The sequence below is a fragment of the Pseudomonas sp. RIT-PI-r genome (genome assembly GCF_001297015.1).
Taxonomy (GTDB): Bacteria; Pseudomonadota; Gammaproteobacteria; order Pseudomonadales; family Pseudomonadaceae; genus Aquipseudomonas.
This window is the reverse complement of record NZ_LIGE01000041.1, coordinates 71,439-98,280: the sequence shown is the minus strand read 5'-3', so window position 1 is coordinate 98,280 and position 26,842 is coordinate 71,439. Positions and strand designations below refer to the sequence as shown.

Sequence of the window (26,842 nt, the reverse complement as noted above, 5' to 3'; positions counted from 1 at the left end):
CTGATCAGTCATGAACGGCCTCTTCGGTTTTCTTGGTTTTGAACATATCCAGTGCCAGCATTATCGCGCCAACGGTAATCGCGCTGTCGGCGAAGTTGAACGCCGGGAAATGATGGCGGTTCTGCCAGTGCACCAGAATGAAATCGATCACATGGCCGAGGGCAATGCGGTCATACAGATTGCCCAGCGCGCCGCCCAGCACCAACGCCAAAGCGACGGCCAGCCAGGTTTCGTTGCGGCCCAGGCGCTTGAGCCAGACCACCAGCACGGCGCTGACCACAATTGCGATCAGGGCAAACAGCCAGCGCTGCCAGCCGGAGCTGTCAGCGAGGAAGCTGAAGGCAGCGCCGGTGTTGTAGGCCAAGGTCCAGCTGAAGTAATCAGGGATCACCACAATCTGTTGATACATTTCGAGCTTGCCTTCGAAGTAGAACTTGCTGGCCTGGTCGATGACCAGAACCAGCAAACTCAACCAGAGCCAGCTCAACCGTCCGAAACGGCCAACGGCATTAGGCATAGTGACGAACCTCGCCAGCGCCGCTGATGTTGTCGACGCAACGACCACAGATTTCCGGATGTTCCGGGTTTACGCCGACGTCTTCACGGCAGTGCCAGCAACGGGCGCATTTCGGGAAGACCGATTTGACGATCTTCAGCTTCAGGCCGCTGACTTCAGTCACTACCGCATCGGCCGGAGCCTGAACGAACGGCGCAACGCTTGCGGTCGAAGTGATCAGGACAAAGCGCAGTTCGTTGCTCAGCTTGGCCAGATCGGCGCTCAGCGCGTCTTCGGCGTACAGCGTCACTTCGGCTTGCAGGTTGCCACCGACGGCCTTGGCCGCGCGCTGGATTTCCATTTCCTTGTTGACCGCTACTTTGACCGCCATTACGCGTTCCCAGTAGTCGCGGCCCAGTTCAACGTCGGCCGGCAGTTCGGTCAGACCTTCGTACCAGGTGTTGAGCATGACCGATTCGTTGCGCTCGCCCGGCAGGTATTCCCACAGTTCATCGGCAGTGAAAGCGAGGATCGGCGCGATCCAGCGCACCAGCGCTTCGGAGATGTGGAACAGCGCGGTTTGCGCCGAACGGCGGGCCTTGCTGTTGGCGCCAGTTGTGTACTGACGGTCCTTGATGATGTCGAGGTAGAAACCGCCCAGCTCCTGCACGCAGAAGTTGTGGATCTTCGAGTAGACGTTCCAGAAACGGTATTCGCCGTAGTGCTCTTGCAGTTCGCGTTGCAGCAGCAAGGTGCGGTCGACCGCCCAACGATCCAGCGCGAGCATTTCTTCAGCCGGCAGGATGTCGGTGGCCGGGTTGAAACCGGTCAGGTTCGAGAGCAGGAAGCGCGCGGTGTTACGGATACGACGATAGGCGTCCGCACTGCGCTGCAGAATCTGGTCGGAAACCGCCATCTCACCGGAGTAGTCGGTCGAAGCGACCCACAGACGCATGATGTCAGCGCCCAGGGTGTCGTTGACTTTCTGCGGCGCGATTACGTTGCCCAAAGACTTGGACATCTTGCGGCCGGCTTCGTCGACGGTGAAACCGTGGGTCAGCAGTTCGCGGTACGGCGCGTGATTGTCGATGGCGCAACCGGTCAGCAACGACGAGTGGAACCAGCCACGGTGTTGGTCGGAACCTTCCAGGTACAGGTCGGCACGCGGGCCGCTTTCGTGACCCATCGGGTGCGAACCGCGCAGGACGTGCCAGTGCGTGGTACCCGAATCGAACCAGACGTCGAGGGTGTCGCTGATCTTGTCGTACAGCGGCGCTTCGTCGCCGAGCAGTTCGGCAGCGTCCATCTTGAACCAGGCTTCGATGCCTTCGACTTCAACGCGCTTGGCGACTTCTTCCATCAGTTCAACGGTGCGTGGGTGCAGCTCGCCGCTTTCCTTGTTGAGGAAGAACGGGATCGGCACGCCCCAGTTGCGCTGACGCGAGATGCACCAGTCCGGACGGTTGGCGATCATCGAATGCAGACGCGCCTGGCCCCAGGCCGGCACGAACTGGGTGTCTTCGATGGCTTTGAGCGAGCGCACACGCAGGGTGTCGCCGCTGGTTGGCTCTTTGTCCATGCCGATGAACCACTGCGCGGTGGCGCGGTAGATCAGCGGGGTCTTGTGGCGCCAGCAGTGCATGTAGCTGTGTTCGATGACGGTGGTGTGCATCAGCGCACCGACTTCGGTCAGTTTGTCGACGATGGCCGGGTTGGCCTTCCAGATGAACTGGCCGCCGAAGAATTCCAGCGACGGCACGTATACGCCGTTGCTCTGCACCGGATTGAGGATGTCGTCGTTGACCATGCCGTATTTCTTGCAGGTCACGAAGTCGTCCACGCCGTAGGCCGGAGCGGAGTGAACCACGCCAGTGCCAGCGCCCAGTTCGACGTAGTCAGCCAGGTACACCGGCGACAGACGGTCGTAGAACGGGTGACGGAAGTTGATCAGCTCAAGTTCTTTACCGGTGGTGGTGGCGATGACCGAACCTTCCACGCTGTAACGAGCCAGGCACGCTTCGACCAGCTCTTCGGCCAGTACCAGCAGCTTGTCACCGACATCAACCAGCGCGTAGTTGAATTCCGGGTGCACGTTCAGCGCCTGGTTGGCCGGGATGGTCCACGGGGTGGTGGTCCAGATCACGATCGAGGCAGGCTTGCTCAGCGACGGCAGACCGAACGCGGCAGCCAGTTTGGCTTCGTCAGCGATCGGGAATGCTACGTCGATGGTCGAGGACTTTTTGTTCTCGTACTCGACTTCCGCTTCAGCCAAGGCCGAACCGCAGTCGAAGCACCAGTTCACCGGCTTGAGGCCCTTGAACACGAAACCGCCCTTGACGATTTCAGCGAGGGCGCGGATTTCACCGGCCTCGTTCTTGAAATCCATGGTCTTGTACGGGTTGGCCCAATCGCCCAGCACGCCGAGACGGATGAACTCGGACTTCTGCCCTTCGATCTGCTCGGTGGCGTAGGCACGGCACAGTTCGCGGGTTTTATCCGCGCCCAGGTTTTTGCCATGGGTCACTTCAACCTTGTGCTCGATCGGCAGGCCGTGGCAGTCCCAACCCGGAACATACGGCGCGTCGAAGCCCGACAGGGTCTTCGAGCGGATGATCATGTCCTTGAGAATCTTGTTCAGTGCGTGACCGATGTGGATCGTGCCGTTGGCATACGGAGGGCCGTCATGCAGAACGAACTTCGGACGATCCTTGCCAATCTCGCGCAACTTTCCGTACAGGCCAATACTGTCCCAGCGCTGCAGAATCTGCGGTTCGCGCTGTGGCAGGCCGGCCTTCATTGGGAAGGCGGTGTCCGGAAGGTTAAGCGTGGCTTTATAGTCGGTCATTTAAGGCTCTTCATTAGCGATGGGCGCTAGGTGCGGCTAGTGCACGGGCGGTGGCGACATCCGCATTGATCGCCGTTTTCAATGCCTCCAGGGAGGCGAAGCGCTGCTCTTCACGCAGCTTTTGGTGGAAAACCACCGTCAAACGCCGGTCATACAGATCGCCGGCAAAATCTAGAAGATGAACTTCAAGGTGGGCCTTGCCATCACCTTGCACCGTGGGCCGTACGCCGATATTGGCGACGCCGGGCCAGGTCTTGCCGTCGATATCGACATCCACCAGATAGACTCCGGTGAACGGCACGCGACGACGCTTGAGTTGAATATTGGCAGTGGGCGTACCCAGTTGCCGGGCCAGCTTCTGGCCGTGCAGCACGCGACCGGCGATCCGGTACGGGCGGCCGAGCAAACGTTCGGCCAAGGCAAAGTCGGCAGCGGCCAAGGCGTTACGCACTTGTGTGCTGCTGACGCGAATGCCGTCCAGCTCGACGGTTTGTGCCGCTTCAACGGTAAAACCGCGCATCTGCCCGGCCTGCAACAGGAAGTCGAAATCGCCGAGGCGGTCGCAGCCAAAACGGAAATCGTCACCAACCTCAAGATGCTGCACGCCAAGACCATCAACGAGAATGGTATCGACGAATTCACTGGCGCTGAGCTTGCTCAGGCGCTGGTTGAAGGCCAGGCACAACACCCGGTCAACGCCTTCGGCGGCCAGCAGTTGCAGTTTGTCGCGCAACCGTGCCAGACGCGCCGGCGCAGTCTCGGGGGCAAAGAATTCCCGTGGCTGCGGCTCGAAAATCACCACGCAGCTGGGTACGCCCAACTCGAGCGCACGCTCACGCAGTCGGGCCAGGATAGCCTGGTGACCACGGTGAACACCGTCAAAGTTGCCAATAGTGGCGACGCAGCCCCGATGCTGGGGGCGCAAGTTGTGGAGGCCTCGAACCAGCTGCATAACGCGCTTCTTGCTCATAAAGTGGTCGATTATAACCACACCCGACGGTCGACGACAGGCAACACCGTAACGCAAAGTGATCGAGCCGACAAAACTGCCGGCCCGCGCCCGTTTATAAAGGCAAAAACCTTAGCTCAAGGCCTTGCGATTGAAGTCGCGCAGGCGGAAACCAAGCAGCAGCAACATACCGAAATAAGCCACCACGCCCGCCGCGACCAGTGCGCCCAGACGCAGGAAGCGCTCAAGCATGTGCCCTTGATCCCACGCGGGCATGAAATGCATGCCGATCAGCAGCACTGCCGACATCACCGCCACTGCGACCACCAGTTTGAAGCCGAATTTGGCCCAGCCCGGCTGCGGCTGATACATCTGCTGCTTGCGCAGTTGATAGAACAGCAATCCGGCGTTCAGGCAGGCACCGGCACTGATTGCCAGGGCCAGACCGGCGTGAGCCAGCGGACCGATCAGCACCAGGTTGAACAACTGAGTAACCACCAGCGTGAAGATTGCGATTTTCACCGGGGTTCGGATGTTCTGTTGCGCATAAAAGCCCGGCGCCAACACTTTGATCACGATAATGCCGAGTAGCCCGACAGAATAAGCAATCAGCGCGCGCTGAGTCATTTCGGCATCGAAGCCACTGAACTGACCGTACTGAAACAGCGAAACGGTCAGCGGCTCGGCGAGAATCCCCAGCGCCAGCGCACACGGCAGCACCAGCACAAAGCACAGACGCAGGCCCCAATCGAGAATCCGCGAATACTCGTGACGATCCTTGCTCGCATAGGTTTTCGCCAGCGTAGGCAGCAGAATCGTGCCCAACGCCACGCCCAACACCCCGGAAGGCAATTCCATCAAACGGTCGGCGTAATACATCCACGATACCGAGCCTGCGACCAGAAACGAGGCGAAGATGGTGTTGATGATCAGGGAAATCTGGCTGACCGACACACCAAGAATCGCCGGCAGCATTTGCTTCATCACGCGCCATACGCCGGTATCACGCAGGTTAAGACGTGGCAGCACCAGCATGCCGATCTTTTTCAGGTGCGGCAGTTGATAGAGCAATTGCGCCAGGCCACCGACCAACACCGCCCAGCCGAGGGCCATGACCGGTGGATCGAAGTACGGCGTGAGGAACAGCGCAAATACGATCATGCTGACGTTGAGCAGGGTCGGCACGAAGGCCGGCACCGAGAAACGGTTCCAGGTATTGAGAATCGCGCCCGCTAGCGAGGACAGCGAGATGAGCAATATATAGGGGAAGGTCACCCGCAGCAGGTCCGAGGTGAGCTGGAATTTTTCCGGCGTATCGGTAAAGCCCGGAGCCGTTGCCCAGATCACCCAGGGTGCGGCGATCATGCCCAGCGCGGTCACCACCGCCAATACCAGCGTCAGCAAACCTGACACGTAAGCAATGAACGTACGCGTCGCTTCCTCACCCTGCTGACTTTTGTATTCCGCAAGAATCGGCACAAATGCTTGGGAGAAAGCGCCCTCGGCAAAGATTCTTCGCAGCAGATTGGGCAACTTGAAGGCGATAAAGAAGGCGTCCGTCGCCATCCCGGCACCGAATGTACGAGCAATCAGCGTGTCACGAACAAACCCCAGAACCCGGGAAAGCATCGTGATAGAGCTGACGGCGGCCAACGATTTGAGCAGATTCATTGAGGGAATTTGTGCCTGTCGATAAACAGCAGGCGAACAAAGCGCCTACTTGTGCGATACTCCGCGCCGCAGCAGCACAGAGCCAAAGCTCGCGAGTTTACAGGTCAAGCGCCGGAAATAAATATCCCGCCTCTTTATACCTACCACTTAGCGGAACGTTTCAAGTGCCCTTGACAAGACTTCTCTTCATCGGCATGATTCGCGGCCTATTTTGTTTGCTATTTCCTAAAAAGTCTTTCGAGGAGCTCGACGGTGGCCAACTCACCTTCCGCCAAAAAACGTGCAAAACAGGCTGAGAAGCGTCGCAGCCACAACGCCAGCCTGCGTTCCATGGTTCGCACCTACATCAAGAATGTAGTTAAAGCCATCGACGCAAAAGACGCTGAAAAAGCTCAAGCTGCATACGTTCTGGCTGTGCCAGTTATCGACCGTATGGCCGATAAAGGCATCATCCACAAGAACAAGGCTGCTCGTCATAAGAGCCGTCTGAATGGCCACGTTAAAGCGCTGAAAGAAGCTGCTTAATCGACGTAGTCATTAAAAAACCGACCTTAGGGTCGGTTTTTTATTGCCTGTGATTTAACAAATCCAGCGCAAAAAAATGTAGGAGTGAGCCTGCTCGCGATGGCGGCGTGTCAGTCGATGCAATATTGACTGACATACCGCCATCGCGAGCAGGCTCACTCCTACAGTTGGTTTTGCGGCGTTATTGCTGGACCGGAACCCACGGCAGGATCGGGATGGCGGTCACGGCATTCTGCGGACTGCCTTCAATCAAGCGGTCGCTATAGACCAGATACACCAGCGTGTTGCGCTTCTTGTCGAGGAAACGCACCACCTGCATGGTTTTGAATACCAGCGAAGTGCGCTCCTTGAACACCTCATCACCATCCTTCAGCTCGCCCTTGAACTTGATCGGGCCGACCTGACGGCAAGCGATCGAGGCTTCGGCACGATCCTCGGCCAGGCCCAGACCGCCCTTCACTCCGCCAGTCTTGGCGCGCGACAGGTAGCAGGTCACGCCCTCGACTTTAGGATCATCGAAAGCCTCAACGACAATACGGTCATTCGGCCCGACAAACTTGAACACCGTCGACACCTGACCGATCTCTTCGGCCGAAGCCAGCAATGGCATCGCCATCAGCAAGCCCAACAATCCTTTCGCTAAACGCATCGAGTTTTCCTTAAACGAGAATCAGGTTGTCACGGTGAACCAGTTCCGGCTCCGCCATGTAACCGAGCACACCGACAATCGCATCCGACGACTGACCGATAATTTTCTGCGCTTCCAGCGCGCTGTAGTTGGCCAGGCCACGCGCGATCTCACGACCATCCGGCGCCACGCAGACCACCATTTCGCCGCGACGGAAGCTGCCTTGAACCAGTTTGACGCCTACAGGCAGCAGACTTTTGTTGCCCTTGGACAATGCCGAAACAGCACCCTCATCCAACACCAGCGTGCCACGGGTTTGCAGATGCCCGGCCAGCCATTGCTTGCGCGCCGCGAGCATGCCGCGCTCAGGCGACAACAATGTGCCAATGCGCTCACCCGCCTTCAGGCGATCAAGCACACGCTCCAGACGCCCACCGACAATAATCGTGTGCGCACCGGAACGCGCCGCCAACCGCGCCGCGCGCAATTTGGTCTGCATGCCGCCACGCCCCAGCGCACCACCCGTACCGCCCGCCACCGCGTCGAGCGCAGGATCATCGGCGCGCGCTTCGTAAATCATCTGCGCATCGGGGTTATTACGCGGATCAGCGTCGAACATGCCGTCGCGATCAGTAAGGATCACCAGCAGATCAGCCTCGACCAGGTTGGCCACCAGCGCCGCCAGCGTATCGTTGTCGCCGAATCGGATTTCGTCGGTGACCACGGTGTCGTTTTCGTTGATCACCGGGATGACTTTCAGCTCGACCAGTGCGCGCAGAGTGCTGCGAGCATTCAGGTAGCGCTTGCGGTCGGACAAGTCGTCGTGGGTCAGGAGAATCTGTGCAGTGTGCCGGCCATGCTCGGCGAAGCTCGATTCCCACGCCTGCACCAAGCCCATCTGACCAATTGCCGCAGCCGCCTGGAGCTCATGCATCGCACTGGGTCGTGCGGTCCAACCCAAACGGCTCATGCCGGCCGCCACTGCCCCCGAGGACACCAGCACCAACTCGACGCCCGCCTCATGCAGAGCCACCATCTGCTCGACCCAGACACTCATTGCCGCACGATCCAGCCCTTTGCCGTCAGCCGTCAGCAAAGCGCTGCCGATCTTCACGACCCAACGCTGCGCACCTGTCACCTTGCTCCGCATCATCTTCAACCTTAGCTTGAGGGCTGCGCGACCCAGCGCCGCCCGTGACGTTATTCTTGACTATTGCCGACCAACGATCGATTTCCAGATACTAAAACGCCGCTCGATTGAGCGGCGTTCAAGTTTATCGCAACAGATCAGTCACGCACGTAAATGATTTCCGGACCGTCTTCGTCATCCACATCTTCTTCGTCCCAGTCATCGTCACCGATGTCATGGACCGACTTCACGCCACTGCGACGCAGGGCACGCTTGTCATCCAGCGCCTGCAGCTGCGCGCGAGCTTCGTCTTCGATGCGCTGATCGAGGTCAGCCAGCTCTTCCTTGTACGCAGGATCTGCGGCCAGGCGATCGGCACGATCCTCCATATAACGCATGATGTCGTGGCACAGACGCTCGGTACCAATCTTGGCGATGGCCGAGATCACGTAGACCGGACCCGTCCACTCCAGGCGATCAACGATTTCCTTGACGCGCTCTTCGTGGTCCTCTTCGAGGATCTGGTCGCACTTGTTCAGCACCAGCCAGCGATCGCGCTCCGCCAGGGACGGGCTGAACTTGATCAGCTCGTTGACGATCACTTCGGCAGCATCCGGCGCACTGGAATCATCCAGCGGCGCCATGTCGACGAGGTGCAGCAGCAGACGCGTACGCGCCAAGTGCTTGAGGAAGCGAATGCCAAGGCCGGCACCGTCGGAAGCACCTTCGATCAGACCCGGGATATCCGCGACGACGAAGCTCTTCCAGCGATCGACGCTGACCACACCGAGGTTCGGCACCAGCGTGGTGAACGGGTAGTCAGCGACTTTCGGCTTGGCGGCCGATACCGAACGGATAAAGGTACTTTTACCAGCGTTCGGCAAGCCCAGCAGACCGACGTCAGCCAGCACTTTCATTTCCAGTTTCAGATCGCGCTGCTCACCCGGCTTACCCGGAGTGGTCTGACGCGGCGCACGGTTGGTACTGGATTTGAATCGGGTGTTACCCAGACCGTGCCAGCCACCCTGTACAACCATCAGTTTCTGACCAGCCTTGGTCAGGTCGCCGATGACTTCCTGGGTAGCGGAGTCGATCACCGTGGTGCCGACCGGCACACGCAGGATCAGGTCTTCACCTTTCTTGCCAGTGCAGTCGGTGCTGCCACCGTTGGAGCCACGCTCGGCATCGAAGTGCCGGGTGTAACGGTAGTCGACCAGGGTGTTGAGGTTTTCGTCAGCCATCATGTAGATGGAACCGCCGTCACCGCCATCACCACCGTTCGGGCCACCGTTTTCGATGAATTTTTCCCGACGGAAACTCATGGCGCCATTGCCGCCATCACCAGCCTTTACGCGAATCGATACTTCATCAACAAACTTCATAACCAACGCCTCTCGCCGTACGGACGAGCCGAAAAACAATCAAGACATAAGACTCTTGCAAAAATGAGCGCAGCGACCCCATCCACGACCTACATCGTACGCCGACAGCCCATACAAACAGTTTTGCAAGAGACTCACCCCACAAACGAAAAAGCCCCGTCGCGAGACAGGGCTTTTCCAGCGATTGCGCAATTAAGCTGCGACAACGCTCACGTAACGGCGGTTGAACGCGCCTTTTACTTCAAACTTGATCACGCCTTCGATTTTAGCGAAGAGGGTGTGATCTTTACCCATGCCAACACCGTAACCGGCGTGGAATTGGGTGCCGCGCTGACGCACGATGATGTTGCCCGGAATGATTTTCTGGCCGCCATACATCTTGACGCCAAGGCGTTTGGCTTCTGAGTCGCGACCGTTACGGGTACTACCACCAGCTTTTTTGTGTGCCATGAGTTCAATTCTCCTAGTGAGGAATTAGGCTGAAATTAAGCCTGAATACCGGTGATTTTGATCTCGGTGTACCACTGGCGGTGGCCCATACGCTTCATGTGGTGCTTACGACGACGGAACTTGATGATGCGGACTTTATCGTGACGACCTTGGGAGATCACTTCAGCCACAACAGTAGCGCCAGCAACAACTGGAGCGCCGATGTTCACGTCGTCGCCATTGGCAACCAACAGAACGCGATCAAAGGTAACGGATTCGCCGGTAGCGATTTCCAGTTTTTCGATCTTCAGGTATTCACCTGGGGCGACTTTGTACTGCTTGCCGCCAGTAACGATTACTGCATAAGACATGGTATTTCTCCGATAATCCTGCTCACCCAGCTCTTTATAAGAAGAGGTATTGGCTGGCATGGCTGCATGGGGCTGGAAGGCCCGCTTGCAATTGCGTAAGGCAGGTGCTGCCCAGGAAGTTCAGGGTGCGCGATTGTACGCAAGCCACGACAGTCACGCAAGTAGCCGTCCATCGCGCCTTGACAGGTCTGGATGTGGGTCCTAGCATGCCGCGCAACCCTTCTGGAGCGACTCTCGCTGATGCAACCCCAAGCTTTCTACCGCGCGGTGGCGGACGATTTTAGCGCCGTCGACGGCATCATCAAGAAGCAGCTGACTTCCCGAGTGCCGCTGGTATCGAAAATCGGCGATTACATCACGTCGGCCGGCGGCAAACGCCTGCGTCCTTTATTAGTGTTGCTGTGTGGCAAGGCTCTGGGTCGTGAAGGCGACGATCTGCGTCTGCTCGCCGCGACCATCGAATTCCTGCACACCGCAACCTTGCTGCATGACGATGTGGTCGACATGTCCGGCATGCGCCGAGGCCGCTCGACCGCCAACGCCATGTGGGGCAATGCTCCAAGCGTGCTGGTCGGCGACTTCCTGTACTCGCGCTCGTTCGAAATGATGGTCGAACTGGGCTCGATGCCGGTGATGAAGATTCTGTCCCAGGCCACGCGTATCATCGCCGAAGGCGAAGTGTTGCAGCTGTCCAAGGTACGTGACGCCAGCACCACCGAAGAAACCTACATGGAAGTCATCCGCGGCAAGACCGCGATGCTCTTCGAGGCTTCGACCCACAGCGCCGCAGCCCTGTGCCAGGCAACGCCGGAACAGGCTGAAGCCCTGCGCACCTTTGGCGATCACCTGGGCGTGGCGTTCCAACTGGTCGACGACTTGCTCGACTACAAGGGCGATGCGGAAACCCTGGGCAAGAACGTCGGCGACGATCTGGCCGAAGGCAAGCCGACCCTGCCGTTGATCTACACCATGCGCGAAGGTACGGCCGAACAGGCTGCACTGGTGCGTCAGGCGATTCAGAAAGGCGGCATCGAAGATCTCGAGAGCATCCGTATTGCCGTGGAAGCGTCCGGTTCGCTGGAGTACACCGCGCAACTGGCCCGTGATTACGTGGCCCGTGCGATCAAGTGCCTTGAGGCACTGCCGGCTAGTGAATATCGGGATGCGCTGGTTGAACTGAGTGAGTTTGCGGTCGCCCGTACGCACTGATATCGCTATAGCAAGATCGAAAGATCGCAGCCTTCGGCATCTCCTACAGGGGTTGTCGGGGCTGCGATTTTTGCTTTTGACTGCCTGAAAAGCTAAAACCCTATACAATGTGCGACTTTTAGCGATCCACATCCCAAGGAGCCTTAGTGAGCACGTTGCCACCCTGCCCGAAATGCAATTCCGAATTCACTTACGAAGACGGTAGCCAACTGGTGTGCCCGGAGTGCGCCCACGAGTGGTCCGCCAGTGGCGAAGCCGAAGTGGCGTCCGATGATGCCGTGAAGAAAGATTCGGTCGGCAACGTCCTGCAGGACGGCGACACCATCACCGTGATCAAGGACCTCAAGGTCAAGGGCACCTCGCTGGTGGTCAAGGTCGGCACCAAGGTCAAGAACATCCGCCTGTGCGATGGCGACCACGACATCGACTGCAAGATCGACGGCATCGGCCCGATGAAGCTCAAATCCGAGTTCGTCAGAAAGGTCTGAATCTGTTGTCATCCATCCCGCGCCAGCCGTGGGATGGTGCTTCACCCTCTCCGCTCTGCCCCAATAAAACCGCGCAATAGCCAAACGCCAGCCGTCTTGACCTTACGCAATCTTTACCCGGAAAAATTCAGTATCTGCCAATAGGCACTTGCTATTTAGATAATAAGAATTATTCTCATCAAACACATTCAATGGAGATGAGAACCATGACTTATCTGATCGACGCCTGGCTGGATCGCCCACACCCTTACCTCAGAATCCTCCATCGGGAAACCGGTGAAGTCTGTGCGGTGCTTGAAGAAGAAGCCCTGCATGAGCTGCAGGATCAAGGGGATCTGGACGTCAGCAGCCTGAATTCCAGCGAGCCATTGGTGCTCAAGGAGCTGGTGCGCAATCTGTTCCTGTTCTGCTATGCCCGGGCCTTGCGCCCGACCAGTGAACTGCATCACAAGATAGAACTATGAAACTCGGTAAAAACTGTAGGAGTGAGCCTGCTCGCGAAGACTGATTAACATCCAACACATTGGTTGTCTGTTACACCGCCATCGTCGGATCGCCGCCCGGAGCAGGCTCACTCCTACATTAGCCCGCCATCAAGGCAGGCCCGGTCTTACAGAACGTCCAGCAGCTCGACGTCGAATACCAGAACGCTGTGCGGCGGGATGCTGCCAACGCCTTGAGCGCCGTAAGCCAGTTCGCTCGGCACGTACAGGCGCCATTTGCTGCCGGCATTCATCAGTTGCAGGGCTTCGGTCCAGCCAGCGATCACGCCGCCAACCGGGAATTCTGCAGGCTGACCACGCTCGTAGGAGCTGTCGAACACAGTGCCGTCGATCAGGGTGCCGTGGTAGTGAGTACGTACTTGATCTTCACGGGTCGGCTTGGCGCCTTCGCCCTGAGTCAGCACTTCGAATTGCAGGCCGGAAGCCAAGGTGGTGATGCCGTCACGCTTGGCGTTTTCAGCCAGGAAGGCCAGGCCTTCGCCAGCAGCGGCTTCAGCTTTGGCAGCGGCTTCGGCTTGCATGATTTCGCGGATAACCTTGAAGCTGGCGGACATTTCTTCCTGGCCAACACGGCTTTCCTTACCGGCGAACGCGTCGGTCAGGCCAGCCAGGATCGCGTCCAGGCTAACGCCAGGTGGCGGGTTGTCGCGCAGCTGATCACCCAGCTGACGGCCGATACCGTAGCTGACGCGGGTTTCGTCGGTGGACAGATTTACTTCGGACATGACACTGCTCCGCTGTGCGGACGGCCACAAGACTTGCCGTGCGTGCACAGCGCGTCCCGGCGCGCCCGGAACCAAAAGGGCGAGCAGACTAGCACAGATGCCCAGGCGATGGAGCGCAAGGACTACAGGGCCGAACGCCAGGCCAGCGGCACTTTCAGGCTTTCCTCGCTGCTCGGGCCCAGGCCACACATTTCATCGTGTACCGAGGTGTGTACGAGGTTGAATGGCAGCACCGGAAAGTTATGCAGCAAATCCCGCGCATGCTCCACCGAACGCAGCGTGAGCATATTGCCCTTGAGATCACTCAACGGATACGCCGCCCCGTGCATCCGCGCTTCGAGCAGATAGATCCCGCCTTCCATGGAAATCAGATTCAACTCATCGACCTTCCTGGCGATGGCAAACACATTCAGCTCTTGCAGGTTCATGAACGCACCTCGTGCAGTGACGAGTCAGGACGTCTACAGGGATATGCCCGCGCGCGTTAAAGCACAAGCCACAAACGACACCGCCCGTCTGTTTCACAACAGACGGGCGGTGTTTTTGCGACGATCAACGGTTGATCAGTGCTTGGTGACCTTGTCCAGGTAACCCATGGCGAACGCCGAAACGACGAAGGTCATGTGGATGATCACGTACCACATCAAATGCTCGGGATCGACGTTTTTGGCATCCATGAAGATGCGCAGCAAGTGGATCGAGGAGATCGCCACGATCGAGGCGGCTACTTTCATCTTCAGTGACGAAGAGTCCATGGTGCCGAGCCAGCTGAGCTTTTCCTTGCCTTCATCGATGTTCAGTTCAGAGACGAAGTTCTCGTAGCCGGAAATCATCACCATTACCAGCAGGCCGCCGACCAGCGCCATATCGATCAACGACAGCAGCACCAGAATCAGTTCCGACTCGGCCATCGCGAATACGTTGGGCAGAATATGAATGATTTCCTGGAAAAATTTCAGTGCCAGCGCCAGCAGCCCGAGGGACAGCCCGATATAGATCGGCGCCAGCAGCCAGCGCGAGGCGTACATTGCGTTTTCGATAAAGCGTTCCATTGATTCTCACACAGGGGGCTGGAAATGGCGGCGAGTATACCAGCCACCGATGACAGCCAGAAACCGCCCGCAAATCCGTCACCTGCGTGTGTGTGTCATTTTTTTTCTGCTAGTGTCCAAACCATTGACAGCCCAGCGACAGTGGACAGGACGTGTGGAAATGGATGTGCGATTGCCGTTAACGACTATCGGAATTTGCTTGGCCATGCTGCTCGGCGGTTGCTCTCCGGGTGAAGAGAAGCACGCGCTGAATCTCGAAGAAAAGACTGCAAAGTTTGAACAGTCGCTCGACACCATCAGCGATCCAAAGCTCAAGGACGCCGTCAGCGAACTCGGTGGCTCGCTGCTGTTGCTCGAACGTGCACAACAGAAACTCGACGGCATTGCGATGCGTATCGAGTACGGCGAAGACGCCCTTGGCGTACTCAAGCACTACCCTACCCCGCAGGCGCTGGTCGACACGTTTATCAACGGCCTGTTTGTCCTGCACAAGGATGCCAGCTCTGATTACCTCACCGACTTGCAACCGGTATTTCCGTTCATTCTCAATACACCCGGCGGCTTCCTGTTCCCGCATGGCGTGGAATGGCGATCAGTGACGCTGAGCAACAAACGCGTGATTGCCTGGCAGCCGGAATGGTCGGAAACCGATCCCGGCATTCAGCTCAGTCCGTCCAGCTCCAACGTCACCAACCCCGATGACCTGACCGTGACATACCCGTTCATCGAGGGCCTGGATGTCGACAAGAAGACCCAGCCGCAACCGGTCAGCCTGCAAGGTCAAGTCGAAGTCATCGCACCGCGGCGCCTGTACAGTTTCGACCTGACGAAAAAGGATCTCGGTCAGACCCGCACCAACGACAATCTCAGCGTCAAACTGCTCAAGCTTGAAAAGAATTACGCCGAAGTCGAGGTCAGCAACAGCCTGCCCCTGGCTGCGGAAGTGGCCAGCACTCCACTCAATCCGCTGATCGTGCAGGCCCGCGACAACACCGGGCAATACCTGGTGCGCGCCGGCTCGATCAACGAGAGCCCGGAGCAAGTGGCCTTCTACGAAAAACAACTGGCGCACCTGCAACAGCAGAAGAGCTGGAGCGAAGCGCTGGAAACACAGCTGACCAACGATCAGCAGACCTTCGAACAACAACATCCGCGACGCTACAACAAGGTCTACTTCAACGGCCCGATCGAGACCCTGGAAGTCAGTGTCCTCGACTTCTCGTCGGCTACGGTGACCCTTAAGACACTGGATCTGCCGATCCGCGCCTTCAACCAGCACACCACCGAAAAAGCCATACAGCCGCTGGATCTGCCGGTGGTGGTCTACGACGATCAGGCCGCGAACTGGCTCAAAGGCGCGAGCCTGACGGAAGAACAGCTGAAAGCCGGTATTCGTATTCATCAGTCGGTAGAAGACCCGAGCGCTGCACGTATCGAGTTTTCCCATCGCCGCACGTTCAACGATGAGTTGCTCGGCAACGACTTCAGCCCCGGTGCAAGCCCGGTGACATTCTTTACTGAAAAACACAACGGCAAACTCGATGAGCCGATCGAATTGCCGCCCGAGGCTTATCAGGTCGATCCGCTACAAGCGACGATTACCTACGACTTGAATCTGTTCCCGGAAACTCCGGCAATCGCGGTCGGCTCGATGCCGCTGTTCCTCGCTACGGTGGCCAGACAAACGTATGACTCCAAGTCCCTGCCCAAAGGCCTGGAGATCAAGAACAACACACTGGTGGTGGATCTGAAATTGTTTCCAGCCAACGAATGGCGCTTCTTCGTCAAGGACGACAGCGGCAACTATTTGAAGCAGATTCTTTCGGTCAGCCACGACGCGAAGGCCGACGGCCCGCCATTGTTTGGCGTGCACTACTTTTACGGCCATCCGACACACGTGGAAACCTATCAACGAACCGACCTCGCCACCGTGCAATACGGCTTTGAGGTCAAACTCGACAAGACGCAGGCGGCCAACTCTGCGCCCTGAAAAGCAAGATCAAAAGATGCAGCCTACTGCAGCTCCTGCATGAGCAGGGGTCAATTGAGGCTGCGGCTGCGGCCACCGTTGATCTGCCGAAGCTGGGCTTGCAGGTGCAGGCTCCATATCTGCGGATCATCGGCCAGCTCGTAGCCGTGCAGCGTCAGACTCTCAACGATGGTATCGAGAATCGACTCGGCGGCGATCGGCCCGTGAAACGGCCCCTGGGCTTTGATGGCGGAAGGTTGTTCGCCGGCCATACCGGCGGCGAAGAGCAGCGTCCACATGCCGTTATCGCCGGCCAACGGCTTGATGGCGCATTCGATTCGGGTCACAAGACCCAGGCATTGACGGGTGAGGCAGAGGTTGCGCGACATGGCGGCGACCCTCGGTGAAGCCGGTATTCAGCCCCCACGGGAGGACTGGCTCGATCCAGTGATACTGTCGATATCCTTGAGCTGAGAATAGAAGAAAAGTCCGCTGCGCAAGCCGGATAGAACCAGCAGGCGCCGAATGGTCATTGTGTGAATATTGGCGCCAGAGTTGTGGCGAATTTCCGGAAGATCCCCGCGAAACAAATGTAGGAGTGAGCCTGCTCGCGATAGCGGTGAGCCAGGCAACTTATTCGCCGACTGACACTCCGCTATCGCGAGCAGGCTCACTCCTACAGTTTGACCGCGCCAGGCTTAAGCCGGTTTGGCTTCGGCCAGCGCCTCTTGTGCCAACTCCTTCTCGGCTTCCTTGAGGTCTTCTTCGCTGATCATCTCAGCGATGTCGCGCAAGCGCTCCACTACCCGTGCGTTGATGCTGCCTTCCGGGAATTCGCCGTCGGCGTTCGGCTCACCCGCCGGTTCGCCGACCAGCAGGCTCAACGCTTCATCCGCCTGACGCACCGCGTAAACGTGGAACTGCCCGGCACGCACCGCCGCCAGCACTTTCTCATCGAGCATCAGCGTGGCGACGTTGGCCTGCGGAATGATTGCGCCCTGCTCGCCGGTCAGCCCGCGCGCTTCGCACAGACGGAAGAAGCCTTCGATCTTCTCGTTGACCCCGCCCACTGCCTGCACTTCACCGAACTGGTTGATCGAACCGGTAATCGCGAAGCACTGCTTGAGCGGGGTTTTCGACAGCGCCGAAATCAGCGTGCACGCCTCGCCCAGCGATGCACTGTCGCCATCAACGTAACCGTAGGATTGCTCCAGCGCGATGCTCGCGGAAATCGCCAACGGGAATTCCTGCGCGTAACGGCTGCCCAGATACCCGGTGAGGATCATCACGCCTTTGGAGTGAATCGGCTGACCGAGATTAACCTCACGCTCGATGTCGACGATGCCGCTACCGCCCGGGTACACCGTGGCGGAAATCCGCGCCGGCACACCGAACGCCGAGTCGCCGACTTCGAGCACGGTCAGCCCGTTGCACTTGCCGACCGCGGCACCATCGGTGTCGATGAGAATGATCCCGGCGAGCATGTCGTCGAGAATCCGCGCCGACACTCGACCGGTGCGGGTGGCCTTGGCTTTCAGCGCACGCTCGATGTGCCCGGCATCAGTCATTTCATCGCCGGCCAGATGACGAATAAAATCCGCCTCACTGACCAGTTGAAACAGATCACCGATACGCGCCGACAAACGCCCCTGATGCTCGGCCAGTCGTGCGCTGTAAGTCGCCAGACGCGCCACCGCATCGGCAGTCAGCGGCGCCATGCCTTCTTCCGAGGTACGGGTTTTCAACAGCTGGGCGAACTGCTCGAGGCTCTCGTCGACCATCGGGATGTCTTCGTCGAAATCCACCAGAACGCGGAACATCTCCTGGAAGTCCGGATCGAGGTCTTGCAGCGTGTAGTACAGCGACCGCGCACCGATGATGATGACTTTGACCTGCAGCGGAATGTGCTGCGGGTTGAGGGTCACGGTGGCGAAACGACCCATCTCGCCCAGCGGCGATTCCATCTTCAGTTTGCGCGATTGCAGGGCGCGTTTCAGCGCATCCCACACGAATGGCTCGCTGAGCATTTTTTCCGCTTCAAGGATCAGGAAGCCGCCGTTGGCGCGGTGCAGAGCACCCGGGCGCAACTGACGATAGGTGGTGTAGAGCGCGCCCTGATCGGTGGTGTATTCGATACGACCGAACAGGTTTTCATACGTCGGGTGCGGCTCGAATACTACCGGCGCACCGCCGCTGGCCGGATGGCCGACCACCAGGCTAGGCGCGTATTGCTCCTCCAGCAATTTGCGCGCGACGGCGTCGGTCTTGCTGTCATCGACCAGTTGCTCGACCACGGTTTTCAGCAGATAGACCTGCATCGCTTGCAGGTAACCGCAGACCGCAGCGTTCTCGGCGTACTTTTCCGACAACGGCGAGAGCAGCGGCTGCAAGGCCAGGGTGATGGTTTCTTCGTTGAGCGAACGCAGTTGATTGTTCGATTCGCGCTTCCACTGCGGCAGGCTGGCGAGTTCTTCGTTCAGGCGTTCTTCGAGGCCGGAAATGTCTTCGTGGAAACGTTCGCGATCGGCTTCCGGCAATTGGGCGAATTCGGCTTCGTCCAGCGCTTTGCCGTCGAGCATCGGCGTGAAGGCGATATTGCTGCTGTCGCGGTACAGGGCGACGTCTTTTTCCAGGGCCAGCCGCTCGATGATGTCGAGGGCCTTGTCGTAGCGCTGGTTGAAGGCGCGGTCGATGGCGCTTTTCTTTTGCTGGTAGGACGGATGCTCGAACACCGCCGGAAACGTCGCCAGCAGATTGTCGATCAAGCCGTTGATGTCACCGATGAACGCGCCGGCAGTGCCCGAAGGCAGTTCCAGTGCACGCGGTTCACGCGGTTCATCGAAATTATTCACGTAGACCCAGTCCGCCGGGGTCTGCAGGCGTTTGCCTTCGGCCTTCAGGTAGCGTTTGACGAACGAGAAACGGCCGGTGCCGGGCTCGCCCATGACAAAGACGTTGTAACCGGGGCGTGGCATCGCCACACCGAACTGCAAGGCTTCGACCGCGCGTTCCTGGCCGAGCACACCGCGAAAGGGCTCCAGATCATTGGTGGTAGTGAAGCTGAACTGTTCAGCGGAAAACGGACGGGTCAGCGCTTCGGGCGCAAGACGCAAGCTGGCAGCAACAGGATCAGGCATCGGGCTTCCTTAACAATCAGGCGGGGCAGATAGCGGCATTCTGGCGCTGCCCGTGCCCCACTGGCAAGGCGCGCCATGTGACAAAGCATAGACAACCGGCCAACCCTGCGGCGCGCCCCCGGAAACCGGGGTTTATTCCAAATATTTTGCAAAAAACCACGGAACCCCTGGAACGTGCCTAAACTCCAAACTGCGCGGCTGGAACTAATACCGGCCCACTGGCTTCGTTTTGATCTGTCTCGTACAGAGCTTGGGGGGCCAGAACCCTGTCCATTGGTATGCACACAAAGAGAACAAAGCTATGAAACGGATTCTTCTCGGTACTCTCTTCACCGCTGTATCCATCAACGCAATGGCGCAAGCTCCAGGCGGCCCGGATTGCGGTTGGGGCAACATGCTGTTCGAAGGTCAGCGTGGCACCCCTGCTCACTTCCTCGCTTCCACCACCAACGGTACTTCCGGTAACGCCACCTTCGGGATGACGTCCGGCACCAACGGTTGCTCGACCAATGCATCGCTGACCTACGGCGGCAAATCCTGGTTTGCCATGAATGGCATGATGAACGAGCTGTCCGAAGACATGGCCAAAGGCAACGGCGAAGCGCTGACGACTTATGCCGTGGTACTGGGCGTGGCGCCGGAAGACCGTGCGCACTTCGCTGCTGTGACTCACGAGCACTTCCAGCAGATCTTCAGCAAAGCTGACGTGACCGCTGAAGATGTGCATACCAACACCCTGGCCGTACTGAAATCGGATCCTCGTCTGGCCAAGTACGCGACTCAAGCTTAAGCTCGACTCCACCCGCTTCCTTCGGGAAGCGGGTTTTGTTTTTTCGGCCCGCCCTCCTTGGGTCTTTATTTCTTTCCTGTTCAAGTTGCCGACTATGCTCAAACGCCTTGCCTGGCTGGCGCTCTGTGTCTGCGCCCCGCTGTCCGCCGCGCCCCACATCGACCCTCAACGTTTGCAGCAACTGGCCAACGACCGCTTCTGGATTTCCCTCGGTCATTACGAAACCGCCAAGCTTGGTGGCTGGCGCAGCTATGTCAGCGACAAGAAATTCTTTCTCGCACCCGATGGCAATGAACATCCCGATCATGAACTGGCGGCCACCGTGCAAGCGCTGTATGCCCCGGCCAGTCTCGGCGAGCAACATGCGCAATGCGTTTATCCGGCGCGCACTCGCTGGTTGAAAGCGCAGCTCAACCTGACCGATCTGCCGACGCCCGCGTGCGCCGAGTACAAAAAATGGTTCAAGGATGTCTCGCCGCACAGTGCGGTGATGATCTTCCCGGCGGCGTACTTGAACAGTCCATCGTCGATGTTCGGCCATACCCTGCTGCGTATCGATCAGGCTGACGTGCAGGCGGACAAAACGTCGCTGCTCAGTTACGCGATCAACTTCGGCGCCTACATCGAAGGCTCGGACAACAGCATTCTTTACGCCTGGAAAGGTTTGATGGGCGGCTATCCGGGACTGTTCGCACTGGTGCCGTACCAGGAAAAACTCTCCGAATACCGCAGCCTGGAAAACCGCGATCTGTGGGAATACCGGCTCAATCTGACCCAGGAAGAAACCGCACGCATGGTTGAACATGTGTGGGAGTTGAAGCAGATTCAGTTCGACTATTTCTTCTTCGATGAAAACTGCTCGTATCGTTTACTGGAGCTGCTGCAAGTCGCACGGCCGAGCCTGCGCCTGACCGAGCAATTCCCGCTGACCGCGATTCCCACTGACACGGTGAAAGCGGTGAAAGAAGCCGGACTGGTGGAAAGCATCGAATATCGCCCGTCCCGCGAACGTGAGTTGCTCAGCCGAGCCGAGCCGCTCAACAGTGAAGAACAGCAATGGGTACTGAAAGTCAGCGCCGATCAACAAGTGCTGCAAGATCCGACCTTCAAAGCCCTGTCCCGCGACCGTCAAGCGTTGATCATCGACGCGGCGTATCGCCTGGAGCGCTACCGCGCCAACGGTCAGGAGCGTGATCCGCAACGGGCGCAGCGCAGTTTCGAACTGCTGCGGGCGATCAACAAGAACCCCGCACCCGAGCTGGAAATTCCGCAACCGGGCTTGCCGGAAGACGGCCACGAATCGCGCACCTGGCAGGCCGGTCTCGGCACCCGTGGCGACCGTGCGTTCGGTGAGTACGGCTTGCGCATGGCCTATCACGATCTCAACGACAACGCCGAAAGCTTCCCGCTCGGCGCGCAGATCGAGATCCTGCAGATGAAGTTGCGTCAGTACGAAGGCAATCACTGGCAATTCCAGCAACTGGATCTGGCGACAATTCGTTCGCTGACGCCGCGCAATGAGCTGCTACAGCCACTGTCGTGGCAGGTCACTGGCGGTCTTGAGCGTGTCCCGGGCAAGCATGATGACGAGACGCTGGTCAGCCACGTCAACGGTGGTGGTGGCGGCACGTGGGCGCTGGGTGATGATGTGCTGGGTTTTGCCCTCGGCACCGTGCGCGTTGAGCACAACAATGATTTCGCCGAGTTTGTCTCCCCGGCCGGCGGTTTCAATACCGGCGTGTTGTGGAAAAACCCGTTGGGGAATATGAGCCTGGAGGCCAAGGGCGATTACTTCTTCAATGGCGAAGTGCGCCGCAGCCTGAGTTTGAATCAGCAGTGGGAGTTGTCGCGCAACCTCGGTTTGCGCCTGAGTGCGCAGCGTGAGTTCAGCCATCTCGCCACGCCGGAAACCGAGGTCATGCTTGAAGTGAAGTGGTATCACTACTGATCCCGAGCCTGGCCCCCTGTAGGAGTGAGCCTGCTCGCGATAGCAATTCCTCAGTCACTGTTGCGGTGACTGACACACCGCTATCGCGAGCAGGCTCACTCCTACAAGAGACCCGTGGTGCTCAACGAATTGCTCACATGCCTTTCACCAACGCCCGACGAATCCCCTTCTAGACTTTCCCCATAAGCCGAGAACCGGCGCGGGAGAATGCAATGTGGCGGTGTGCGGGTTTGCTGGGTGTTGTACTGTTGCTGGGCGGTTGCCAGACCACCCATGAAGATTTGATCGCCAAAGGTTATCCACCGGCCTTCGCCGACGGCTTCGATGACGGTTGTGTCAGCGGTCGGCAAGCCGCCGGCTCGATCAGCGGCGAATTCCGCAAGAACGTGCCGCGCTATCTCAAGGACAAGCAATACGCCGACGGCTGGACCGACGGTTTCCGCCAATGTCAGGCCATGCTGGAAAACAAGGGTCGCGAAGAGTATCGCAACGAACACTGGGACGAACGCGAACGCGCCTGGCAGCAGCAGAAGGATCAAGACGCCGGGCGGGCTTATCGTTCGCCATAGGTCGCTCCCAGACATCCAGTGAAACCAAATGCCTGCGAGCATGGCCCAAACCTCATACGAGGAGGACACCATGAGTCGCGCATTCGTCAACGAAGACAACGCCGCCGCCCAAGCCGATCAGCCGGTCGAACGGCAGGTCAGCGCGCAGCCCAATTACGTCACCGCGCAGGGCCTGGCGCAGTTGCAGGCAAAAGTCGCCGAGCTGCAAACCTTGCATGCTGAACAATCGGCCAAAGGTGAGCAGGCCGACAAGCAGCGGCTGGCGGATCTGCAAAGGGACTTGCGTTACTTCAATCAGCGCCTGAGCAGCGCACAAGTCGCCGTCGCGGCAACGTCCAGAGACAAAGTACAGATCGGCAGTTGGGTGACCTACGCCGATGAGCACGACACCGAAAGCCGCGTGCAACTGGTCGGCGAAGATCAGGCCGATGCGAGCAAGGGCCTGATCAATTGGGGCTCACCGCTGGGCCGCGCCCTGCTCGGTGCCCGACTCAACGACGAGGTGCTGTGGCAGCGCCCCGCCGGCGATCAAATCATCGAAGTGATCCGCATCGAACCGGCTTAAACCACGCCTTGCGCCAACATCGCGTCGGCGACTTTGACGAAGCCGGCGATGTTCGCGCCTTTGACGTAGTTGATCCGCCCGTTCTCTTCGCCGTAATGCACGCAAGCGTGGTGGATCGACTGCATGATCGCGTGCAGCTTGCTGTCCACCTCACCCGCCGTCCACAGCAGGCGCATGGCGTTCTGCGACATCTCCAGACCACTCACCGCGACGCCGCCGGCATTGGATGCCTTGCCCGGGGCGAAGAGAATGCCGGCCTCGATAAAGATATCCACAGCCGCAAGCGTCGTCGGCATGTTCGCGCCTTCGGCCACGCACACGCAGCCATTGCGCAGCAGCGTGCGTGCAGCCTCAGCGTCGAGTTCGTTCTGCGTAGCGCACGGCAGCGCAATGTCGCACGGCAGCGACCACGGCAACTGGCCGGCGCGGAATTCCAGACCGAAGTCTGCCGCCAGTTCACTGATGCGTCCACGCTTGACGTTTTTCAGCTCCAGCAGCGCCAGCCACTGCTCTTCGCTCAAGCCAGCTTCGCAATACAGCGTGCCTTCGGAGTCGGACAAGGAAATCACTTTGCCGCCCAGATCCATGACCTTGCGCGCCGCGTATTGCGCCACGTTGCCGGAACCGGAGATCGCCACGCGTTTGCCTTCCACGGTCTGTTCGCGGCGCTTGAGCATTTCTTCGGCGAAATACACGCAGCCGAAACCGGTGGCTTCCGGACGAATCAGGCTGCCGCCGTAGGTCATGCCTTTGCCGGTCAGGACGCTGGTGAACTGGTTGCTCAGGCGTTTGTACTGGCCGAAAAGGAAACCGATCTCGCGTGCACCGACGCCGATGTCACCCGCCGGTACGTCAACGTCGGCGCCAATGTGGCGATACAACTCGCTCATGAACGCCTGGCAGAAACGCATGACTTCGGCGTCGCTCTTGCCCTTCGGATCGAAGTCGGAACCGCCCTTGCCGCCGCCCATGGGCAACGAGGTCAGGGAATTCTTGAAGGTCTGTTCGAAGGCGAGGAATTTCAGCACGCCCATGTTCACTGACGGATGGAAACGCAAGCCGCCCTTGTACGGGCCGATGGCGCTGTTCATCTGGATGCGGAAACCGCGATTGACCTGCACTTTGCCCTGATCGTCGACCCATGACACGCGGAACACCACGGCACGCTCCGGCTCGCAGATGCGTTCCAGAATCCCCGAGCTCAGGTAATGCGGATTGGCTTCGAGAAACGGCCACAGACTGCGCAGCACTTCTTCGACAGCCTGATGAAATTCGGGTTGATCCGGGTCGCGCTTTTTCAGACGGGCAAGGAAGGATTCGACGGATTCGATCATGGCAAAAGTCTCGGCAAATTTATTGTCGTTGGAAGAGATTGGGCCGGACTGTAACAAACGAAATGCGCACAGGAACAGAGCAAAATGTCGCAGTTATGAAATTAAATGGTGCACAGGATATAAATCCGGCCGGTTTTTGGCGCTGATTTGCACCTGAATGGGGAGATCAAATCTGATTGATGCACCAACAGTTATACCGCTATCGCTGGCAAGCCAGCTCCCACAGTTTTAGCGGCGCTCACACAATCCGGACATAACACAATTCCTGTGGGAGCTGGCTTGCCAGCGATGAATCCACCTCGGTTCCCCTGAAAAAAACCGGGCAAAAAAAAACGGAGCCCGAAGGCTCCGTTCTTTTATGCAACCAACCCGATATCAGGCCAGTTTCTTGTGACGTACCCGGTGTGGCTGGGCAGCCGCTTCGCCGAGGCGTTTCTTGCGATCCGCTTCGTACTCGGTGTAGTTGCCTTCGAAGAAGATCGCTTGCGAATCGTCTTCGTACGCGAGGATGTGGGTCGCCACGCGGTCAAGGAACCACCGATCGTGAGAGATCACAATCGCAGCGCCCGGGAAGTCCAGCAGGGCTTCTTCCAGCGAACGCAGGGTTTCAACGTCGAGGTCGTTGGACGGTTCGTCGAGCAGCAGGACGTTACCGCCCTCCTTCAGGGTCAGCGCCAGATGCAGACGACCGCGCTCACCACCGGACAGATCCTTGACGAACTTCTGCTGATCGCCGCCCTTGAAGTTGAAGCGACCGACGTAGGTGCGCGACGGGATCTCGTAGTTGCCGATGCGGATCTGGTCGGAACCGTCGGAGATTTGCTGGAACACAGTCTTGCTGCCATCCAGGTCGTCGCGGCTCTGATCGACACACGCCAGTTGCACGGTTTCACCGACTTCGATGCTGCCCGAATCCGGTGTTTCCTTGCCCATCAGCATGCGGAACAGGGTCGACTTACCGGCACCGTTACCGCCGATCACGCCAACAATGGCGCCCTTCGGCATCGAGAACGACAGGTTGTCGATCAGCACGCGATCGCCGTAGCCCTTGGTGACGTTCTTGAATTCGATGACCTTGTCGCCCAGGCGCGGACCGGCCGGGATGTAGATCTCGTTGGTTTCGCTGCGCTTCTGGAATTCCTGCGATTGCATTTCTTCGAAGCGTTGCAGACGTGCCTTGGATTTCGACTGGCGGGCCTTGGCGCCTTTGCGCACCCACTCCAGTTCTTCCTTCATGGCTTTTTCGTGCGCCGACTGCTGCTTGGATTCAGCGGCCAGACGATCGGACTTGGCTTCGAGCCAACCCGAGTAGTTGCCTTCGTACGGAATGCCCGCGCCGCGGTCGAGTTCCAGAATCCAGCCGGCGACATTGTCGAGGAAGTAACGGTCGTGCGTGATCGCTACCACGGTACCCGGGAAGTCGTGCAGGAAGTGCTCCAGCCACGCCACCGAATCGGCGTCCAAGTGGTTGGTTGGTTCGTCGAGCAGCAGCATGTCCGGGGCGGACAGCAGCAGGCGGCACAGGGCCACACGACGTTTTTCACCACCGGAAAGGAATTCGACTTTGGCATCCCACGCCGGCAGACGCAGTGCGTCGGCGGCGACTTCCAGTTGGCGATCAAGGTTGTGACCGTCGCTGGCTTGCAGGATCGCTTCGAGCTTGGCCTGTTCGGCAGCCAGTTTGTCGAAGTCGGCATCTTCTTCAGCGTAAGCCGCGTAGACCTCGTCCAGGCGGGCCTGGGCGTTCTTGATCACGCTGACCGCTTCCTCGACCACTTCACGCACGGTCTTGGTTGGGTCAAGTTGCGGCTCTTGCGGCAGATAACCGATATTCAGTTCCGGCATCGGACGGGCTTCGCCCTCGAACTCGGTGTCGACGCCGGCCATGATTTTCAGCAGCGTGGACTTACCCGAACCGTTGAGGCCGAGTACGCCGATCTTGGCGCCGGGGAAGAACGACAGCGAAATGTTTTTGAGAATTTCCCGCTTCGGCGGAACAACTTTGCCCAGCCGATGCATGGTGAAGACGTATTGAGCCATGGAGAACCTTGGGTCAGTGACAGATGAATGATTGCAGCGCAGGCGATGCCCGGCCAGACCATGCGCGTCGTTCACTTGATGGTTATCA

25 protein-coding genes are annotated in these 26,842 nt (G+C 58.6%); 9 read left to right on the top strand and 16 right to left on the bottom strand.

Going from position 1 to position 26,842, the window contains the following annotated elements:
• Positions 1 to 4: 4 nt before the first annotated feature.
• The 4 genes from lspA to murJ all read right to left on the bottom strand — a co-directional run bounded on the left by lspA (position 5) and on the right by murJ (position 5,961).
• Entirely contained in the window at positions 5 to 517 is a 513-nt protein-coding gene (lspA, locus tag AK821_RS24755; protein WP_064392414.1) for a signal peptidase II, read from the bottom strand.
• Positions 510 to 3,341, bottom strand: a complete 2,832-nt coding sequence (ileS, locus tag AK821_RS24750) for an isoleucine--tRNA ligase (RefSeq protein ID WP_064392412.1) — start codon at positions 3,339 to 3,341, stop codon at positions 510 to 512. The genes lspA and ileS overlap by 8 nt, the downstream gene beginning before the upstream one ends.
• Before the next feature lie 13 nt (positions 3,342 to 3,354).
• A complete protein-coding gene (ribF, locus tag AK821_RS24745; RefSeq protein ID WP_064392410.1) occupies positions 3,355 to 4,293 on the bottom strand; it encodes a bifunctional riboflavin kinase/FAD synthetase in 939 nt (312 codons plus the stop codon).
• A gap of 129 nt (positions 4,294 to 4,422) precedes the next feature.
• Positions 4,423 to 5,961 carry a murein biosynthesis integral membrane protein MurJ gene (murJ, locus tag AK821_RS24740; protein ID WP_064392408.1) on the bottom strand — a complete coding sequence of 513 codons (1,539 nt, stop codon included), beginning with the start codon at positions 5,959 to 5,961 and terminating at the stop codon, positions 4,423 to 4,425.
• 252 nt (positions 5,962 to 6,213) lie between these two features.
• On the opposite strand from murJ, the gene rpsT reads away from it, so the two are divergent.
• Positions 6,214 to 6,486 (top strand): 30S ribosomal protein S20, encoded by a 273-nt coding sequence (rpsT, locus tag AK821_RS24735; protein WP_003228351.1) that lies wholly within the window; start codon positions 6,214 to 6,216, stop codon positions 6,484 to 6,486.
• 181 nt (positions 6,487 to 6,667) lie between these two features.
• Here the strand turns inward: rpsT and AK821_RS24730 are convergent, their stop codons facing one another.
• The 5 genes from AK821_RS24730 to rplU all read right to left on the bottom strand — a co-directional run bounded on the left by AK821_RS24730 (position 6,668) and on the right by rplU (position 10,425).
• Positions 6,668 to 7,135, bottom strand: a complete 468-nt coding sequence (locus AK821_RS24730) for a CreA family protein (RefSeq protein ID WP_064392406.1) — start codon at positions 7,133 to 7,135, stop codon at positions 6,668 to 6,670.
• Positions 7,136 to 7,145: 10 nt separating this feature from the next.
• Entirely contained in the window at positions 7,146 to 8,264 is a 1,119-nt protein-coding gene (proB, locus tag AK821_RS24725; protein ID WP_064392404.1) for a glutamate 5-kinase, read from the bottom strand.
• 137 nt (positions 8,265 to 8,401) lie between these two features.
• On the bottom strand, positions 8,402 to 9,625 hold the full coding sequence (cgtA, locus tag AK821_RS24720; protein ID WP_064392401.1) for an Obg family GTPase CgtA: 1,224 nt from the start codon (positions 9,623 to 9,625) through the stop codon (positions 8,402 to 8,404).
• Positions 9,626 to 9,817: 192 nt separating this feature from the next.
• Positions 9,818 to 10,075 carry a 50S ribosomal protein L27 gene (gene rpmA / locus AK821_RS24715; RefSeq protein WP_003176049.1) on the bottom strand — a complete coding sequence of 86 codons (258 nt, stop codon included), beginning with the start codon at positions 10,073 to 10,075 and terminating at the stop codon, positions 9,818 to 9,820.
• Between the two features lie 35 nt (positions 10,076 to 10,110).
• Positions 10,111 to 10,425 (bottom strand): 50S ribosomal protein L21, encoded by a 315-nt coding sequence (rplU, locus tag AK821_RS24710; RefSeq protein ID WP_003176051.1) that lies wholly within the window; start codon positions 10,423 to 10,425, stop codon positions 10,111 to 10,113.
• Positions 10,426 to 10,665: 240 nt separating this feature from the next.
• Between rplU and AK821_RS24705 the strand changes: the two genes are divergently transcribed.
• The 3 genes from AK821_RS24705 (at position 10,666) to AK821_RS24695 (ending at position 12,586) form a co-directional block, all read left to right on the top strand.
• Positions 10,666 to 11,634, top strand: a complete 969-nt coding sequence (locus AK821_RS24705) for a polyprenyl synthetase family protein (RefSeq protein ID WP_064392399.1) — start codon at positions 10,666 to 10,668, stop codon at positions 11,632 to 11,634.
• A gap of 146 nt (positions 11,635 to 11,780) precedes the next feature.
• Positions 11,781 to 12,122, top strand: coding sequence for a zinc ribbon domain-containing protein YjdM (locus AK821_RS24700; protein WP_064392397.1), 342 nt, complete (start codon positions 11,781 to 11,783; stop codon positions 12,120 to 12,122).
• Positions 12,123 to 12,328: 206 nt separating this feature from the next.
• A complete protein-coding gene (locus AK821_RS24695) occupies positions 12,329 to 12,586 on the top strand; it encodes a PA4570 family protein (protein WP_034153845.1) in 258 nt (85 codons plus the stop codon).
• A gap of 146 nt (positions 12,587 to 12,732) precedes the next feature.
• Here the strand turns inward: AK821_RS24695 and AK821_RS24690 are convergent, their stop codons facing one another.
• The 3 genes from AK821_RS24690 to AK821_RS24680 all read right to left on the bottom strand — a co-directional run bounded on the left by AK821_RS24690 (position 12,733) and on the right by AK821_RS24680 (position 14,402).
• Positions 12,733 to 13,350: an FKBP-type peptidyl-prolyl cis-trans isomerase gene (locus tag AK821_RS24690; protein ID WP_008078561.1), complete on the bottom strand. Its 618-nt coding sequence runs from the start codon at positions 13,348 to 13,350 to the stop codon at positions 12,733 to 12,735.
• A 122-nt stretch (positions 13,351 to 13,472) separates the two neighbouring features.
• Complete coding sequence (locus tag AK821_RS24685) at positions 13,473 to 13,778, bottom strand: DUF6482 family protein (RefSeq protein WP_064392395.1); 306 nt, start codon at positions 13,776 to 13,778, stop codon at positions 13,473 to 13,475.
• 135 nt (positions 13,779 to 13,913) lie between these two features.
• Positions 13,914 to 14,402 (bottom strand): TIGR00645 family protein, encoded by a 489-nt coding sequence (locus AK821_RS24680; RefSeq protein ID WP_064392393.1) that lies wholly within the window; start codon positions 14,400 to 14,402, stop codon positions 13,914 to 13,916.
• A 160-nt stretch (positions 14,403 to 14,562) separates the two neighbouring features.
• Between AK821_RS24680 and AK821_RS24675 the strand changes: the two genes are divergently transcribed.
• Positions 14,563 to 16,392 carry a hypothetical protein gene (locus AK821_RS24675; RefSeq protein WP_064392391.1) on the top strand — a complete coding sequence of 610 codons (1,830 nt, stop codon included), beginning with the start codon at positions 14,563 to 14,565 and terminating at the stop codon, positions 16,390 to 16,392.
• A 50-nt stretch (positions 16,393 to 16,442) separates the two neighbouring features.
• Here the strand turns inward: AK821_RS24675 and AK821_RS24670 are convergent, their stop codons facing one another.
• Both AK821_RS24670 and AK821_RS24665 read right to left on the bottom strand, forming a co-directional pair.
• The gene (locus AK821_RS24670) at positions 16,443 to 16,760 is read right to left on the bottom strand and encodes a PA4575 family protein (RefSeq protein ID WP_064392388.1); all 318 of its coding nucleotides are present in this window, start codon (positions 16,758 to 16,760) and stop codon (positions 16,443 to 16,445) included.
• 309 nt (positions 16,761 to 17,069) lie between these two features.
• Positions 17,070 to 19,508, bottom strand: a complete 2,439-nt coding sequence (locus AK821_RS24665; RefSeq protein WP_064392387.1) for a Lon protease family protein — start codon at positions 19,506 to 19,508, stop codon at positions 17,070 to 17,072.
• Between the two features lie 301 nt (positions 19,509 to 19,809).
• On the opposite strand from AK821_RS24665, the gene AK821_RS24660 reads away from it, so the two are divergent.
• From AK821_RS24660 to AK821_RS24645, 4 genes are all read left to right on the top strand, one after another.
• Entirely contained in the window at positions 19,810 to 20,298 is a 489-nt protein-coding gene (locus AK821_RS24660) for a DUF3015 domain-containing protein (RefSeq protein ID WP_007909797.1), read from the top strand.
• Between the two features lie 94 nt (positions 20,299 to 20,392).
• Positions 20,393 to 22,246, top strand: a complete 1,854-nt coding sequence (locus AK821_RS24655) for an Lnb N-terminal periplasmic domain-containing protein (protein WP_064392385.1) — start codon at positions 20,393 to 20,395, stop codon at positions 22,244 to 22,246.
• Between the two features lie 212 nt (positions 22,247 to 22,458).
• Positions 22,459 to 22,815 (top strand): hypothetical protein, encoded by a 357-nt coding sequence (locus tag AK821_RS24650; protein ID WP_064392383.1) that lies wholly within the window; start codon positions 22,459 to 22,461, stop codon positions 22,813 to 22,815.
• 70 nt (positions 22,816 to 22,885) lie between these two features.
• Entirely contained in the window at positions 22,886 to 23,380 is a 495-nt protein-coding gene (locus tag AK821_RS24645) for a GreA/GreB family elongation factor (protein ID WP_064392381.1), read from the top strand.
• On the opposite strand, the gene gdhA is transcribed toward AK821_RS24645, so the two are convergent.
• Both gdhA and ettA read right to left on the bottom strand, forming a co-directional pair.
• A complete protein-coding gene (gene gdhA / locus AK821_RS24640) occupies positions 23,377 to 24,714 on the bottom strand; it encodes an NADP-specific glutamate dehydrogenase (protein ID WP_064392380.1) in 1,338 nt (445 codons plus the stop codon). The two genes, AK821_RS24645 and gdhA, sit on opposite strands and share 4 nt — an antisense overlap.
• A gap of 375 nt (positions 24,715 to 25,089) precedes the next feature.
• The gene (gene ettA, locus AK821_RS24635; RefSeq protein WP_064118743.1) at positions 25,090 to 26,754 is read right to left on the bottom strand and encodes an energy-dependent translational throttle protein EttA; all 1,665 of its coding nucleotides are present in this window, start codon (positions 26,752 to 26,754) and stop codon (positions 25,090 to 25,092) included.
• Between the last annotated feature and the right edge of the window lie 88 nt (positions 26,755 to 26,842).

Bases quoted from the DNA above. Each gene is read 5' to 3' on its own strand.
- lspA (WP_064392414.1), bottom strand. From the start codon at position 517: ATGCCTAATGCCGTTGGCCGTTTCGGACGGTTGAGCTGGCTCTGGTTG.
- ileS (WP_064392412.1), bottom strand. From the start codon at position 3,341: ATGACCGACTATAAAGCCACGCTTAACCTTCCGGACACCGCCTTCCCA.
- ribF (WP_064392410.1), bottom strand. From the start codon at position 4,293: ATGCAGCTGGTTCGAGGCCTCCACAACTTGCGCCCCCAGCATCGGGGC.
- murJ (WP_064392408.1), bottom strand. From the start codon at position 5,961: ATGAATCTGCTCAAATCGTTGGCCGCCGTCAGCTCTATCACGATGCTT.
- AK821_RS24730 (WP_064392406.1), bottom strand. From the start codon at position 7,135: ATGCGTTTAGCGAAAGGATTGTTGGGCTTGCTGATGGCGATGCCATTG.
- proB (WP_064392404.1), bottom strand. From the start codon at position 8,264: ATGCGGAGCAAGGTGACAGGTGCGCAGCGTTGGGTCGTGAAGATCGGC.
- cgtA (WP_064392401.1), bottom strand. From the start codon at position 9,625: ATGAAGTTTGTTGATGAAGTATCGATTCGCGTAAAGGCTGGTGATGGC.
- rpmA (WP_003176049.1), bottom strand. From the start codon at position 10,075: ATGGCACACAAAAAAGCTGGTGGTAGTACCCGTAACGGTCGCGACTCA.
- rplU (WP_003176051.1), bottom strand. From the start codon at position 10,425: ATGTCTTATGCAGTAATCGTTACTGGCGGCAAGCAGTACAAAGTCGCC.
- AK821_RS24705 (WP_064392399.1), top strand. From the start codon at position 10,666: ATGCAACCCCAAGCTTTCTACCGCGCGGTGGCGGACGATTTTAGCGCC.
- AK821_RS24695 (WP_034153845.1), top strand. From the start codon at position 12,329: ATGACTTATCTGATCGACGCCTGGCTGGATCGCCCACACCCTTACCTC.
- AK821_RS24690 (WP_008078561.1), bottom strand. From the start codon at position 13,350: ATGTCCGAAGTAAATCTGTCCACCGACGAAACCCGCGTCAGCTACGGT.
- AK821_RS24685 (WP_064392395.1), bottom strand. From the start codon at position 13,778: ATGAACCTGCAAGAGCTGAATGTGTTTGCCATCGCCAGGAAGGTCGAT.
- AK821_RS24680 (WP_064392393.1), bottom strand. From the start codon at position 14,402: ATGGAACGCTTTATCGAAAACGCAATGTACGCCTCGCGCTGGCTGCTG.
- AK821_RS24675 (WP_064392391.1), top strand. From the start codon at position 14,563: ATGGATGTGCGATTGCCGTTAACGACTATCGGAATTTGCTTGGCCATG.
- AK821_RS24670 (WP_064392388.1), bottom strand. From the start codon at position 16,760: ATGTCGCGCAACCTCTGCCTCACCCGTCAATGCCTGGGTCTTGTGACC.
- AK821_RS24665 (WP_064392387.1), bottom strand. From the start codon at position 19,508: ATGCCTGATCCTGTTGCTGCCAGCTTGCGTCTTGCGCCCGAAGCGCTG.
- AK821_RS24660 (WP_007909797.1), top strand. From the start codon at position 19,810: ATGAAACGGATTCTTCTCGGTACTCTCTTCACCGCTGTATCCATCAAC.
- AK821_RS24655 (WP_064392385.1), top strand. From the start codon at position 20,393: ATGCTCAAACGCCTTGCCTGGCTGGCGCTCTGTGTCTGCGCCCCGCTG.
- AK821_RS24650 (WP_064392383.1), top strand. From the start codon at position 22,459: ATGTGGCGGTGTGCGGGTTTGCTGGGTGTTGTACTGTTGCTGGGCGGT.
- AK821_RS24645 (WP_064392381.1), top strand. From the start codon at position 22,886: ATGAGTCGCGCATTCGTCAACGAAGACAACGCCGCCGCCCAAGCCGAT.
- gdhA (WP_064392380.1), bottom strand. From the start codon at position 24,714: ATGATCGAATCCGTCGAATCCTTCCTTGCCCGTCTGAAAAAGCGCGAC.
- ettA (WP_064118743.1), bottom strand. From the start codon at position 26,754: ATGGCTCAATACGTCTTCACCATGCATCGGCTGGGCAAAGTTGTTCCG.